The sequence below is a fragment of the Kordia jejudonensis genome (genome assembly GCF_001005315.1).
Classification (GTDB): Bacteria; Bacteroidota; Bacteroidia; order Flavobacteriales; family Flavobacteriaceae; genus Kordia; species Kordia jejudonensis.
Genome location: NZ_LBMG01000019.1, coordinates 59326 through 73252 on the forward strand (window position 1 = coordinate 59326; position 13927 = coordinate 73252).

General features: G+C 33.6%; 12 protein-coding genes. 8 read left to right on the forward strand and 4 right to left on the reverse strand.

Going from position 1 to position 13927, the window contains the following annotated elements; genetic code table 11:
- Positions 1 to 9: 9 nt before the first annotated feature.
- Both AA089_RS11080 and AA089_RS11085 read left to right on the forward strand, forming a co-directional pair.
- Positions 10 to 483, forward strand: coding sequence for a DUF1905 domain-containing protein (locus AA089_RS11080; RefSeq protein ID WP_046757013.1), 474 nt, complete (start codon positions 10 to 12; stop codon positions 481 to 483).
- Positions 484 to 513: 30 nt separating this feature from the next.
- Complete coding sequence (locus AA089_RS11085) at positions 514 to 1299, forward strand: hypothetical protein (RefSeq protein ID WP_046757014.1); 786 nt, start codon at positions 514 to 516, stop codon at positions 1297 to 1299.
- On the opposite strand, the gene AA089_RS11090 is transcribed toward AA089_RS11085, so the two are convergent.
- Positions 1296 to 1877, reverse strand: a complete 582-nt coding sequence (locus tag AA089_RS11090; RefSeq protein ID WP_046757053.1) for a TetR/AcrR family transcriptional regulator — start codon at positions 1875 to 1877, stop codon at positions 1296 to 1298. The two genes, AA089_RS11085 and AA089_RS11090, sit on opposite strands and share 4 nt — an antisense overlap.
- Positions 1878 to 1948: 71 nt before the next feature.
- Positions 1949 to 2704 (reverse strand): SDR family NAD(P)-dependent oxidoreductase, encoded by a 756-nt coding sequence (locus tag AA089_RS11095; RefSeq protein WP_046757015.1) that lies wholly within the window; start codon positions 2702 to 2704, stop codon positions 1949 to 1951.
- A gap of 142 nt (positions 2705 to 2846) precedes the next feature.
- On the opposite strand from AA089_RS11095, the gene AA089_RS11100 reads away from it, so the two are divergent.
- Both AA089_RS11100 and AA089_RS11105 read left to right on the forward strand, forming a co-directional pair.
- Complete coding sequence (locus AA089_RS11100) at positions 2847 to 3344, forward strand: hypothetical protein (protein WP_046757016.1); 498 nt, start codon at positions 2847 to 2849, stop codon at positions 3342 to 3344.
- 6 nt (positions 3345 to 3350) lie between these two features.
- The gene (locus AA089_RS11105) at positions 3351 to 3863 is read left to right on the forward strand and encodes a MepB family protein (protein ID WP_046757017.1); all 513 of its coding nucleotides are present in this window, start codon (positions 3351 to 3353) and stop codon (positions 3861 to 3863) included.
- A 10-nt stretch (positions 3864 to 3873) separates the two neighbouring features.
- On the opposite strand, the gene AA089_RS11110 is transcribed toward AA089_RS11105, so the two are convergent.
- Positions 3874 to 5214 (reverse strand): sensor histidine kinase, encoded by a 1341-nt coding sequence (locus AA089_RS11110; protein ID WP_046757018.1) that lies wholly within the window; start codon positions 5212 to 5214, stop codon positions 3874 to 3876.
- Complete coding sequence (locus AA089_RS11115) at positions 5215 to 6585, reverse strand: sigma-54-dependent transcriptional regulator (protein ID WP_046757019.1); 1371 nt, start codon at positions 6583 to 6585, stop codon at positions 5215 to 5217. It lies immediately after the preceding gene.
- A gap of 164 nt (positions 6586 to 6749) precedes the next feature.
- Here AA089_RS11115 and AA089_RS11120 point away from each other — a divergent pair, with 164 nt between their 5' ends.
- The 4 genes from AA089_RS11120 to AA089_RS11135 all read left to right on the forward strand — a co-directional run bounded on the left by AA089_RS11120 (position 6750) and on the right by AA089_RS11135 (position 13926).
- On the forward strand, positions 6750 to 7994 hold the full coding sequence (locus tag AA089_RS11120) for an efflux RND transporter periplasmic adaptor subunit (RefSeq protein WP_046757020.1): 1245 nt from the start codon (positions 6750 to 6752) through the stop codon (positions 7992 to 7994).
- 360 nt (positions 7995 to 8354) lie between these two features.
- Positions 8355 to 9056: an ABC transporter ATP-binding protein gene (locus tag AA089_RS11125; RefSeq protein WP_046757021.1), complete on the forward strand. Its 702-nt coding sequence runs from the start codon at positions 8355 to 8357 to the stop codon at positions 9054 to 9056.
- Positions 9057 to 9092: 36 nt separating this feature from the next.
- Positions 9093 to 11507: an ABC transporter permease gene (locus tag AA089_RS11130; protein WP_046757022.1), complete on the forward strand. Its 2415-nt coding sequence runs from the start codon at positions 9093 to 9095 to the stop codon at positions 11505 to 11507.
- A gap of 1 nt (position 11508) precedes the next feature.
- Positions 11509 to 13926: an ABC transporter permease gene (locus AA089_RS11135; RefSeq protein WP_046757023.1), complete on the forward strand. Its 2418-nt coding sequence runs from the start codon at positions 11509 to 11511 to the stop codon at positions 13924 to 13926.
- The last annotated feature ends 1 nt before the right edge of the window (position 13927 follow it).

The window sequence follows — 13927 nt, forward strand, 5'->3', positions numbered from 1 at the left end:
TTTAAGTGTATGATTTACAAAAACGAACAATCCATCAAAAAGAATGGAAGTTATTATCATTTAGAAGTTTCGGCTGAAATTGTAAATCAATTTGAAAAGAAACGTGCTACACGACTGATTTGTACTATTGACGACAAAGTGCGTTTGCAATGTGGTTTGAATCATTCAGGCGATGGAAATTACTATATTATGCTTGCCAAACGCTACATAAAAGCGTTGGATAAAGACGAACATGATATGGTTTCGTATACGTTGGAAGAAGATCCAAATCCGCTTGGTGTGGAAATTCCAGAAGTTTTGGAAGCATTTTTAGCACAAGATGAAGATGGAAAACGAATTTTTGATCAATTAACCGACGGACGAAAACGCACCTTGATTTTTTCCATACTGCGAATTAAGAATTTTGACAAACAAGTGCAAACCATTCAAGATTTTTTGATAGCTGAGCACGAAAAACAACAAGCCAAAAAAAGAAAATGGTAACTATTTACTACAAAATCGCACTTATAACCTATGATTGAATTCACCGCACGTTACCAACAATTATCCGATAGGGAACTTTTAGAAATATTAGCAAATGCTTCCAGTTATCAAGCTGCAGCAGTAGCAACTGCCCAACAAGAATTGGCTTCTCGTAAACTTAGTGAAGCGCAAATAGCAACAGTAAACTCAGAGGTTGAAAGAGAAAAAGAACTCAAAAAAACACAAGCTTTAAGGCGAAAAGAAGAAAACGAAACGTTGAAAAGAGACTTCTTTGCCTTATTCAAAAATGTAAATCCTTTTGCGAAAGAATTGGAATTGTATGAAAAGCAAATTCGTTTTATGTGTTGGTTTTATGCGGGAATCGCTTTGTACACTATTGTTACGAACTTTTCATTAATGGGTTTCTATATGGATGATATGTTGAAAGGAAAAATCGATGCAGATTTTTTTATTTATGTTGCACATATACTTTCCATCGTTTTGGGTGCAATTTTATTTTGGAAACGAAAAATGCTAGGCTGGATTTTAATTACCTTTTTTATGGTTACAGGAATTGCAGGCGTTATTGTTTCGTTTATCTATCACGTAATTTCGCCAACACCACAATATTATACCTTTATTGATGATGTTATGCAGCCATCAAATATTGTAGGAATGTTATTAATTTCAGCATTTTTCTATGGAACTAATATGTATGTATTACTGAAAGAAAAGGTAAAAAGCGTTTTTAAGATCGACACTACGATTGCAGTAGTTACCATAACGGCAGCAGCAGCGATACAGGTGGCAATTTGGATAACACTTTTTGTAGATTAATCTAATAACGTCAATACTGTATCTACAGAAGTTAACAACTCTTCTTCGTTCGGATCTGTTTTTGAAACGACTTTCATTCCATTGTAAAATGTATGCAAAATTGAAGCTAAATTTTTTAGGTTTTTCGTTGCCGAAATTTCTCCTGAGTCAACACCAGTTTGAAGAAAATCATGAAAAGTACATTCCATAAACACTTTATTTTCTTGAATAACGTTTAACATTTCTTCATCATTCGGAACCAATTCTGTAGTCACATTAATAACAAAACAACCTTTGCGTTCGGTATCGCAAACGGCTTCTGAAATACCATTTTCAAACAATTTTTTAAATCCATTTTTTACACTTTCTTGACTTTCCAAGAATGCTTTTAATTGTGTTCTGCTTGTCGTTCTATAATGTGCAAAAGCTTTGTCAAACAGTTCTTTTTTTCCACCATACGTATCATAAATACTTGCACGATTGATGCCTAAATAATTCACTAAATCTTGCATCGATGTTGCGTGAAAACCATTGCGCCAAAAAAGGCACATTGCCTTGTTTAGCGTTTCTTCTTCATTAAATTTTTTAACTCTTGGCATACAAATAAAAATTGTAGAGACGGCAAAAACCATCTCTACAAAAATACATATATTCTATAAATGAAGTTGCATTAACTCAATAAAGGATTTACATTCATTCCGCCATCCACATTATATTCGCTTCCAGTGATAAATGAAGCTTCATCAGAAGCCAAGAAAGCTACTAAGTTTGCAACATCTTGTGGTTGTCCAAATCGTTTCAATGGGATACGTTCTTGCATTGCTTGTGCAAAACCGTTCAATTGTTCTTCGGGCATTCCAGTTTTTCCAAAAATTGGCGTTTCAACAGGTCCAGGATTTACAGCATTCACACGAATTTTTCGTGGTGCCAATTCAGTTGCAGCCGTTCGCGTATACGAATTTAACGCAGCTTTTGTTGCAGCATAAATAGCCGTATTTGGCATTCCTGTGTATGCATTAATAGATGATAAATTGATGATAGACGCGCCATCATTCAAAATGGGTAAAAACTTTTCTGTCGTAAATACAGCACCTTTAAAGTTGATTCCAAACTGATGATCAAACATTTCTTCTGTGATTTGTCCGACAGGCGCAGGTGCAAAAATTCCAGCATTTACAAACAATACATCTACATTTCCATGTTTTTCTTTTACTTCATTTACCAAATTATCAATCGCGCTCAGCGAAGTCACATCGGCCACAATTCCTGTAACGTCTAAGTCGTTTGCAGCTTTTTCAACACGTTCTGCTGATCTTCCTGTGATGACAACTGTTGCACCTTTAGCTTTTAACGTTGCTGCCGAAGCATAACCAATTCCACTATTTCCGCCAGTAACTACGGCAACTTTTCCTTGTAATGTATTCATTTCTATATAATTTTTTATGAGTATTTTTATTTTAGAACGATCGTTCCGAATACAAATATATAAATAACAGAACGATCATTCCAAATTAAAAATGAATTATTTTTTAATACATTTGAAATAACCAACCAAAAATTACTTCCAAATGCAATCAAACATACAAGGATTGACGCCGAATAAGTTTGTACAAACATTGACGATTATTTACATGGCATTGTTAAGCGGATTGCTCTTCTTTATGGCTATTGTCTTTTTTCAATTCGATGGCGCAATGACACCAACCTTTGACACCAGTGATACATTATTATTAGTATATCCTGTAATTGCTGTTGGCGCCATTTTGGGAAGTCAAACGATATTTAAAAAACTACTTGCAAGTGCAGAAAGTAAACCGAGTTTAAAAGCAAAACTTGCGAGTTACCAAACGGCTTCAATCATAAAATTTGCAATGATTGAAGGTCCAGCATTTTTTGGAATTATATTATCTATGATTACAGGAAATACAGCATTTATGGCAATTGCAGGCGTTTTAGTTCTTTTTTTGATGCTACAAAGACCGTCAAAAACGAAGGTTGAAAGTGATTTGAAACTTCGCGGAGATCATAGAAATCAATTTAATACGTATGATGAGGTTATTGATTAAATCTTCATGAAAAACCTAAATAAAGAACTTCCATTTTATGTCGCAAAAGCTAAAAAACGTGTGTATGATGTTTGCGGTTTCGATTTTTTAAATTTTCACGAAAGTGAAGAAAGTAAGGAATATGAAGCCTGTACATTTCAGTTAGATACTTTTCAAATTATCTCTAGAACGGCAAAAATTACCCCTAAAAAAGTTGGACAGTTTGTCACGATTTGGAAACGAAATTCAGCAGGAATTACAATGCCTTTTCAGGAAACTGATGCATTTGATTTTATCATCATTAATGTGCAAAAAGATGAAAATTTCGGTCAGTTTGTATTTCCAAAATCGGTGTTGATTCAAAAACGCATTGTTTCCACAAAAACTAACGATGGAAAACGTGGAATTCGAGTATATCCAGTTTGGGACAAACCCACAAGTACACAAGCCATGAAGACACAAATGTGGCAATTGCAGTATTTTTTCCAGATTGATGCAGGAATAGAGTTAGTACATTTTAAATCATTACTTACAATCTAAAAAGTAAATATTAAGGGACTTCAGCTGCATTTTCAAAACTCAATTTAAACGTTGTCAGACCATTTTCAGAAGTAAAGAAAATATTTCCATCATGTGCTTCCACAATACTTTTGGTAAGTGTTAAGCCAATTCCAGAACCGTCTTTTCGAGTCGTAAAATACGGAATAAAGATATTTTTTTGAATCTTCTTAGAAATTCCAATTCCGTTATCGGAAACTGTCAAATGTACACGATTTTGATCTGTAGAAAGTTGTATAGTAATAGTTGGCGTTGAAGCTTCTTTAAGTGCATACAAACAATTAGAAATCAAGTTGATAATCACTTGCTCTAATTGTTGCTTATCTGCGAAAAGACTTACATTTTCTTCATGCTGAAAGTGCAATTGAATATCATTTTCTTTGAACTCTTGTACAAACAAGTCCAAGGTATTTTTGATGGTTTCTGTAAAATTGATTTCTTTCCGATCAGGCAATGGCAATTCGGATAATTGACGATAGGTTGTCACAAAATTATTCAAGTGTAACGAACGCTTTTTAATGATTTTCAAACCCTGTGATAATTCTTCCAACGTATCTTCATCAGGTTCGTCTTGCAACAGCGAATCTAAGTTTTCCGCCAAACTCGTAATTGGTGTAATCGTATTGATAATTTCATGCGACATTACTGTCATCAATTTATACCACGATTCTTTTTCCTTCTTGTCAATTAATTGCTGAATGGTTTCCATCGTGACAATTAAATACTCAAATTCGTTCGTTTGTGTCACAGAAGTTTTCAAGAAAAATGATTCCAATTGATCGTTTACGGTTAACGAAATCGTATGTTTTACACGTTTCCACTTTTTCGTATCAATAATGTTTACCAAAGGTGTAATTTTCTCCTTTAACAATGCCCATTTGTAAAATTTTGGAATTTTAAAGAAATCAACAAAAGCTTTATTGAGCTGAAAAACTTCAATATGTTCATTGGAATCTTTCCTAAGAATTAACACACCGATGCTTAAACTCTCAATAATATTGGTAAAAATTAATTGTTCGGATGTATGTTGTTGACTTTGAATTCTATATTTTTCTTGCAAAGCAGCCGTTTTTGCATACAAACTGTTTGTCTTTTTTTCGGTTGAAATCATATTTGAAAAATCGTCATGTAGGAGACAATCAACCGTTTTTTCAACATCTATAAAGAGCTTTCGTAAATAATCGAAACATAAAAAAACTTGAAACAATAATAATAATGCGAAGCCAAAAGCATTAATGATATAGCCGTTTTGAAAAAAATAAAAGATCAAAATCGCATTGAGTGAAATCAACAAAATACGAATGCTGAGTTGTATGTATATTTTTTTCTCCATTTATAATTGGTGTTTTTCTAAACGTCTGTACAAAGCGGCACGCGTTAGGCCTAAATCTTTCGCAGCTTTCGAAATATTTCCATGATGCTTGTCCATTGCTTGTTGAATCAACAATTTCTCTGTTTCCTCTAAATTTAGTGTTATTGGTGCATTTGTGGTTACTTTTCGTGAAGAAAAATGTAAATCTTCAGGTTCAATACTCGTATTGTCAGTGATAATCACGGCACGTTCAATGATATGTTCGAGTTCACGAATGTTTCCTGGCCAATTGTAATTTTTCAATGCTGTCAACGCTGTAGCGGAAATAGAAGTTAGTTGTTTTCGATACCGTTGATTCAATTTTTTTAAGAAATGAGCGGCTAAAACTTCCACGTCTTCCGTACGATCGCGCAATGGTGGCAATTGTAATTCTATCGTATTGATTCTGAATAATAAATCTTGTCGGAAGGTTTGTTCGTTCACCATTTCATGAATCGGCGCGTTGGTAGCACAAATGATTCTAGCATCAATTGGACGTTCATTTCCTTCGCCCAAACGTGTGACTTTTCTATTTTGAATAACCGTTAATAGTTTTGATTGCAAGTGTAATGGTAAGTTTCCAATTTCATCTAAAAAAATCGTTCCGCCTGACGCCAATTCAAAACGTCCAAGCGTATCTTTTTGTGCATCTGTAAACGCACCTTTTGCATAACCGAACAATTCACTTTCGAATAAATTTTCATTCAAAGCACCCAAATCAACATGAATAAACGGATGATTTTTACGGTTAGACTGTAAATGAATTTCTTTGGCAAACACATACTTTCCTGTTCCGTTTTCTCCTAAAATCAACACATTTGCATCTGTTGGCGCTACTTTTTGAACCAAACTAATCGCTTTTTTCATCGCGGCAGAGTTTCCAATAATATGTTCGGTTTGTTGATGAAAATCTTTGTCGAGTCGTTCTTGGACAGTTTCTAATTGAGTCGTTTTTCGTTTCGATCGCGCCAACTCCACACCAGCATTTACAATACTATACAGTTTTTCTGTATTCCAAGGTTTCAGGATAAAATCAGTTGCACCTTTTTTAATGGCTTCTACGGCCAAATGTACATTTCCGAAAGCGGTCATGAGAATCACAGTGGTTTCTGGACTTATTTTTTTGATGTATTGCAACCAGTACAAACCTTCTTTTCCATCTTCAAAACCAATGCGATAATTCATATCTAACAAAACCACATCAAAGGTTTGTTCCGTCAAATGATTTCCAATCTTTTTTGGATTATTTGTAGTGGTAATTTCCGTAAAATATTTCTTCAAACTGATCCGTGCCGAAAATAAAATATCGTCATCATCGTCTACAATTAATATAGAAGCTTCTTTTTTTCTCATAGTACATAGTTAGGAAGATGTTTGATAATGAACAAAAAAATGTTCGAAAATGAACACTATGAAAACCACTTTTTTTTTAAATAGCTGATAATTAGGTTTTTAAATATTTATTAATTCATGGCACAACAATGGCATTCTACCTAACAGACAAAATAATTTGAACAATGGACAAGCAAATTCAACCAAAAAATAAAAAAACAAAGCGCATGCTACTATGGGGAATTCCAGCCGTGCTTTTAGTGAGTGTTATTTTAATGAATGCAACACGGAAGAAGCAAGTAAATTTAGACAGAGAAACCGTATCAATTAAAGAAGTGGTAACGGGTGATTTTGAAGATGTGTTATTATTTAATAGTACTGTAGAACCAAAAACATCTGTGTTGATAAATGTAATTCAAGGTGGATCTGTCTCAGAAGTTTTCGTAGAAAGCGGACAAATGGTTACAAAAGGAACACCTTTATTACGTGTGTACAATCCGAATGCAGAATTGAATTATTTGACACAAGAAACGGCAATTGTGGAGCAGATTAATAATTTGAGAAATATTCGCGTGACGATTAAAAATCAGCAGTTAAATTTAGACGAACAATTGCTAAGTATTGACAATGCGTATAAAAATGCAACACGTCAATACAATACAGATGCGCGTTTGTATAAAAAGGAAGTAATTGCTAAAAATACATATGAAACTTCGGAGCAAGAATACAAGTTTCAGAAAGAACGCAATGAAGTGATTAAAGCGAAAGTTTCTAACGAGAAAACGGATAGAAACATACAATTGGCACGTATCAATGCTTCTGTGCAAAAGATGGAAGAAAGCTTGGAATTATTGCGTAAAAACAAAGAGAATTTTATTGTAAAAGCTCCTGTTGATGGTTTATTATCATCATTCAATCCAACATTGGGACAAAATTTTAATCAAGGAGATAATTTAGGAAAGATAGACGTGTTAGACGGTTACAAATTAACGGCTAAAGTTGACGAATACTACATTTCAAGATTGCGTGAAGAGATTAAAGGAACCGTAACTGTTGACGAACAAAAAGTACCAATTCGTTTGTCAAAAATTGATCCTGAAATTGTAAAAGGTGGTTTTCAAGTGGAGTTGCAATTTGAAAGTGATTCCTTGTCAACGGCTATTCGAAGTGGAATGTCTTTAAAAAGTAAAATGTTTTTATCAAACAATAGCAAAGCTTTATTATTGTCGAAAGGATTATTTTACCAAAGCACCAATGGAAAATGGGTTTTCGTCTTAAATTCTGATAACAAAGCGGTAAAACGAAATGTAAAAATCGGACGTGAAAATCCTTTCTATTATGAAGTATTGGAAGGTTTACAAGAAGGCGATCGTGTCATCACTTCAAGTTATGACGATTTTATAGAAATGGAAGAAATTAACTTAAACTAACACATCATGATTGTATTTGTATTTATCCTTGTAGAAAAGCTTGTCACATTATTGTAAATAAGGACTTCTCGATACAATTTTTTATCTATCTCGACTGCGCTCGATATGACAAAAAATCACTCGAAGTGACGTATTAACGAATAACAAAAAACGAATAACGAATAACGAATTTCAAAATGCTAAATGTTAAATGAAGATTAACTTCAACTGAACATAGAACATAGACCAAAGACCAAAGACCAAAATTATAAATGTTGAATGCTAAATTTTAAATTGAAAAGTACAATTTAACCCAAAACCCAAAACCCAAAACCCAAACATCAAAACATCAAAAAACGAACAGTAAAAAATAAAGAAAAAATGATCACATTAACAGATTTAACGAAAGTTTACAGAACAGAAGAAGTAGAAACCACAGCAATTCACAAGTTGAATTTAACCGTAAAACAAGGCGAATTCGTTTCCATTATGGGAACATCAGGTTGTGGAAAATCAACTTTGCTAAACATTATCGGATTACTTGATGCGCCCAACTCAGGAAGCTATTCTTTTGACGGCATAGAAGTGGCAAACTATACCGAAAAACAACGTGCTTCATTACGTAAAGCCAATATTGGATTTGTGTTTCAAAACTTCAACCTAATTGATGAACTTTCAGTGTATGAAAACATTGAGTTGCCATTAATTTACAACAATGTAAAATCGAGCGAACGCAAACAACGTGTCACAGAAATCATGGAACGTATCGGAATTGCACACAGAGCAAAACATTTTCCATTACAACTTTCTGGAGGACAACAACAACGTGTTGCGGTGGCAAGAGCTTTGGTAACCAATCCGAAATTGATTTTAGCCGATGAGCCAACAGGAAATTTAGATAGTAAAAACGGTAACGAAGTGATGGAATTATTAACCGAATTGCATGCTTCAGGATCTACAATTATCATGGTAACACATTCATCTTACGATGCGCAATTTTCAAGTAGAATTGTCATGATGAAAGATGGAGAAATCATTTCAGAAAAAACCAATACAAGAGACATCGACGTCTTAGTTCAGTAACAAAAGTCAACCATTCATCAATCAAAAAACGAACTTATGTTACAAACTTGGATAAAATTATTTTTTAGAAACAGCAAAAAGAATTGGCTCAATTTGGTCGTCAATATCTCTGGATTAACACTCGGATTTGCTGGTTTGCTCATTGTATTATTATATTTTAATGACGAACTCAGTTACAACAATTGGAATCCAGATAAAGATGATATTTACAGAGTTTCCAACACGTCTAAAAGAAACGGAATTTGGTTTACGAGCACATCAGCAGAAGCGATTCTTTTTAAAAGCGATATTCCTGAAGTACAGGAAACCGTATTAGTTTCTCCATTTTACAGAAGCCGTGTGTTAATAGACGGAGAACGAAAAATATATACAGAGAAAATGACGCAAACGGAACCGAATTTTTTCGACTTTTTTCCGTTCACAATTGTAGAAGGAAGTACTGCAAAATTTGCCGAAAACAGAAAACACATTGCACTTTCAAAAGAATTAGCCACTAAATTTTACGGAAAAAGAAGCCCAATAGGCGAAATGGTAAAAATTGATGGGAACGATTTAATTATTGCCTGTGTGTACGAAGTGCCTGGAAACAGTCATTATGAATCAGAATTGTTGATGCAATTTAGCGAACCTTTCGAATTGCATTGGGGAAATTTTCAAAACGAATTGTTCTGTAAAATTACCAAAGATGCCAATATTGATGAAGTTCGACAGAAAATGAACACAGTCATTATTGATAAAAACATCAAGCCGCAATTGGCAGAAAACAATATGACCTTGGAAGAAGTCAAAGAAAAATTTGGCATCATGGAAGTAGTGTTAGAGCAATTGAGTACCATTCGTTTGCATCACAAAGCCAATCATGCTGGTCCTGGTGGCAAAGGAAACTATCAATTATTATTGGTTCTGTTAGGATTGTCTATTTTACTAATTGTGATTTCATGTGTAAATTTCATCAACTTATCGACCGCTTCAGCAAGTCAACGCGCCAAAGAAGTTGGTGTAAAGAAAACGCTTGGATTGTCTAAAAAACAACTCATTTTTCAATATGTATTTGAAATCTTACTGCAAGGATTAGTTGCCTTATTATTTGGATTGATTTTGGTAGAGTTTTTATTGCCCTACTTCAATCAGTTTATGGATACAAACATTACAATACTCAATGGCGAAATTCTCTTAAAATTGATTGGAATTGCCATACTAACTTCAATTATTATTGGAAGTATTCCAGCCTTATATTTGGCAAATTTTGAAGCGATAGAAGTCTTAAAAGGAAACTTTTCACGCAGTAAAAAAGGAGTGATTGCCCGAAACATTATGTTGGGTTTACAATTCTTAATTTCAGGTTTCTTTTTAATTGGTGTGTTGGTTATTTACAACCAAATGTCCTACATGATCAATAAAGATTTAGGCTTTACAAAAGAACAAACACTTGTCGTAAATGTATACAATATTGATGACGAATATAAAAAGTATGAGTTATTAAAAAATGCGATGACAAGTCATGAAAATATTACTGAAATTTCTACCAGTATGTTTGTGCCAGGCGATGGAAACGTAAACGGGACAAGTATTCGTTACAAAGACGAATCGTTCAATTCGGCATCAAATACGGTAGATCATAACTACATAGACTTTGCACAACTTCATGTATTAAAAGGAAGAACATTTTCAGAAGCATTTGCTTCAGATACGGTATCGAATATCATTATCAATGAAACGACAGCAAAACGTTTGGGCATTTACAATGATCCGATTGGGAAAAAAGTTCGTATTGGTTGGCAACCTGATGAAGATGAACGTCAGCTAGAAGTGATTGGAATGATTAAAGATTATCATTTTGATGGTTTTGATGTAAAAATAGATCCGATGTTTTTAATTCATTGGAAAACATTCCCGATGACTAAAAGATGGGTAAATGCCATACAGTTTAAAGTAAAACCTGAAAATATTTCACAAACCATTGCTGATATTGAAGAATTTTGGAAAGGAAATATTGATGCGAACTATCCGTTTGACTATAAATTTTTAGACGATCGATTTGCAGAAACGTATGAAAAGTATCAAAAACAACAAACCATGTTTTTAATTCTTTCTACGATAGTCATCATCATTTCGTTACTCGGATTATTCGCGTTAGCAACCTTAACTATTCAACAACGATTAAAAGAAGTTGCCATCAGAAAAACACTTGGCGCGTCTGTAAAAGAAATCATTTTTCAATTGGTAAAAAGTTTTTTGAAAATTACCCTAATTGCCGTAGTGCTTTTATTGCCAATATCGTATTACTTAATGCAAGGTTGGTTGGACAATTTTGTATATCGGATAGACATGCCAATTTGGCCATATATCGTAACGCCAATTATCTTATTGTTACTTGTGTTTGTTGTTGTAGGTGTAAAGGCGTTAAATGCCACAAAAATAGATTTAATCAAATACCTAAAATTCGAATAATATGTTGAAGACTTGGTTAAAATTATTTTTTAGAAACAGCAAAAAAAACTGGCTCAACTTAGTCGTTAATATCTCTGGACTAACACTTGGTTTTGCAGGTTTACTCATCGTGCTATTGTATTTCAATGACGAGTTGAGTTACAATGCTTTGAATCCTGACAAAAACGAGATATTTAGAGTAATTCATAACATGTCTGATGGAGAAGTGTGGGCAACAAGTACTACCATAGAAGGTGCAAAATACAAAGAAGAAATTCCAGAAATTGAAGATTATTATTTGGGGAATAGTTGGTATGATCATGCATTGGTAAAGGTAAATGGCAAACAATTGTACACCAGAGATATCTTAGAAGGAGCGCCAAATTTCTTTGACTTTTTTCCTTTTAAAATTATTCAAGGAAATACAACGACGTTCAAGCAAGCAAGAAATACGATTGCAATTTCTCAAAAACAAGCGGAACTCTTTTTTGGAAAAGAAGCTGCTATCGGAAGATCTGTAGAAGTATCAAATAGAACATTTACAGTGACGACAGTGTATAAAATTGAAGGAAAACATTACTTCATGCCCGAAATGGTACTTCAATATGAAAAAGAAACATTAAAAGGACATTGGGGAAATTTTTCAAAAACATTGTTTATAAAAACAGTTAAAAACCCTGAAATAGCTGATTTAGAAGAAAAAGCGTTGGCAATTTGGTACACAAACGAAGTAGAACCGTCCGCCAAAAGAGATGGAATTACGCCAGCGGAATTTATAGAAAAATATGGTACAACTCCTGTGTTTGAACCGCTAACAGATATTCGATTAAAAACTACGGCAGATGATGCAGGTCCTGAAGGAAGCGGAAATTACCAATTGATTCTTATCATGTTGTCACTATCAATTTTATTAATTGTCATTTCTTGTGTAAACTTTATCAATCTGTCCATTGCGTCAGCAACACAAAGAGCAAAAGAAGTTGGCGTAAAGAAAACATTTGGTTTGTCTAAAGGAATTTTAGTTCGGCAATACGCACTAGAAATAGTGCTTCAGAGCTTAATTGCATTCATACTTTCCTTATTATTGGTAGAATTTGTATTGCCTTACTTTAATGATTTTATGCATAAAGAAATTTCAATCTTAGAGATGGATTTATTGATAAAAGTTGCAGTATTGGCCATTTTAATTTCCGTATGTATTGGAAGTATTCCTGCACTATATTTATCTAATTTCAAATCGGTTGAAGTCTTAAAAGGAAATATTTCAAGAAGTAAAAAAGGTGTTTTTGCCAGAAATATTATGCTAGGAATTCAATTTTTGATTTCAGGTTTTTTCCTTACGGGATCAATCATCATCAACAAGCAAGTTGGATACATGGTTGAGAAAGACTTAGGTTTTAAAGGAGATCAAGTCGTTATGATTTCTATGAATTCATTTGAAGATCGTTATAAAAACTATTTGCTTGCAAAAAAAGAGTTGGTAAAACATCCAAACATTGAAACAGTTACGAGCAACTCTTTTATCATTGGCGGCGGAAGTGCAAACTCAACGAATTTTAATTACAAAGACATTTCTGTACAAACAAATGCAAACGCTATAGAGTACAATTATTTAGAGGTAATGAACATAAAACTTGTAAAAGGAAGAGCCTTGCAAGAAGAAATTGCATCTGATTCCATGAAAAATATATTAATCAATGAAACGTTGGCCAAAGCATTACACATTTATGATGATCCTATTGGGAAAAAAATAAGCGCAGGTTTTCAATCAGACGATAACGATGGTCAAAACTTGGAAGTAGTTGGCATGGTCAAAGATTATCACGTTACAGGTTTAGATGGAAAAATACCACCAACCGCATTTATGCATTGGAATAGTTTTGATTGGATGAAGCAAAATTTTTGGACAATTCAACTCAAAATAAAACCTGAAAATGTCAAAGAAACGCTAAGTTTTGTTGAAGACTATTGGAAAGAAAACATCGAAGAAGGATATCCTTTCAATCCAATATTTGTAGACAAACGTTTTGCACGCACTTATAAAAAATATCAAAAACAGCAGACACTATTTTTGATACTCACAAGCATTGTCATTATTATTTCACTGCTCGGATTGTTTGCTTTAGCTACACTAACCATTCAGCAACGTTTAAAGGAAGTAGCCATCCGAAAAACATTAGGCGCTTCTATAAAACAAATCATGTTTGAACTTGTAAAGAGCTTTCTAAAAATTACACTCATTGCTTCTGTCATTCTAATCCCGATAGCGTATTATTTGATGCAAAACTGGCTCAATAATTTCGTCTATCGTATCGATATGCCAATTTGGCCATACATCGTAACGCCAATAGTTTTAGTGCTATTAGTATTTATTGTCGTAGGCGTAAAGGCGTTAAATGCCACAAAAATAGATTTAATCAAATACTTAAAATTCGAATAAT

What these genes read in the sequence shown, in the direction of transcription:
- AA089_RS11130 (WP_046757022.1), top strand. Translation starts at nt 9,093, where the DNA reads ATGTTACAAACTTGGATAAAATTATTTTTTAGAAACAGCAAAAAGAAT.
- AA089_RS11125 (WP_046757021.1), top strand. Translation starts at nt 8,355, where the DNA reads ATGATCACATTAACAGATTTAACGAAAGTTTACAGAACAGAAGAAGTA.
- AA089_RS11135 (WP_046757023.1), top strand. Translation starts at nt 11,509, where the DNA reads ATGTTGAAGACTTGGTTAAAATTATTTTTTAGAAACAGCAAAAAAAAC.
- AA089_RS11120 (WP_046757020.1), top strand. Translation starts at nt 6,750, where the DNA reads ATGGACAAGCAAATTCAACCAAAAAATAAAAAAACAAAGCGCATGCTA.
- AA089_RS11115 (WP_046757019.1), bottom strand. Translation starts at nt 6,585, where the DNA reads ATGAGAAAAAAAGAAGCTTCTATATTAATTGTAGACGATGATGACGAT.
- AA089_RS11110 (WP_046757018.1), bottom strand. Translation starts at nt 5,214, where the DNA reads ATGGAGAAAAAAATATACATACAACTCAGCATTCGTATTTTGTTGATT.
- AA089_RS11090 (WP_046757053.1), bottom strand. Translation starts at nt 1,877, where the DNA reads ATGCCAAGAGTTAAAAAATTTAATGAAGAAGAAACGCTAAACAAGGCA.
- AA089_RS11080 (WP_046757013.1), top strand. Translation starts at nt 10, where the DNA reads ATGATTTACAAAAACGAACAATCCATCAAAAAGAATGGAAGTTATTAT.
- AA089_RS11085 (WP_046757014.1), top strand. Translation starts at nt 514, where the DNA reads ATGATTGAATTCACCGCACGTTACCAACAATTATCCGATAGGGAACTT.
- AA089_RS11095 (WP_046757015.1), bottom strand. Translation starts at nt 2,704, where the DNA reads ATGAATACATTACAAGGAAAAGTTGCCGTAGTTACTGGCGGAAATAGT.
- AA089_RS11100 (WP_046757016.1), top strand. Translation starts at nt 2,847, where the DNA reads ATGCAATCAAACATACAAGGATTGACGCCGAATAAGTTTGTACAAACA.
- AA089_RS11105 (WP_046757017.1), top strand. Translation starts at nt 3,351, where the DNA reads ATGAAAAACCTAAATAAAGAACTTCCATTTTATGTCGCAAAAGCTAAA.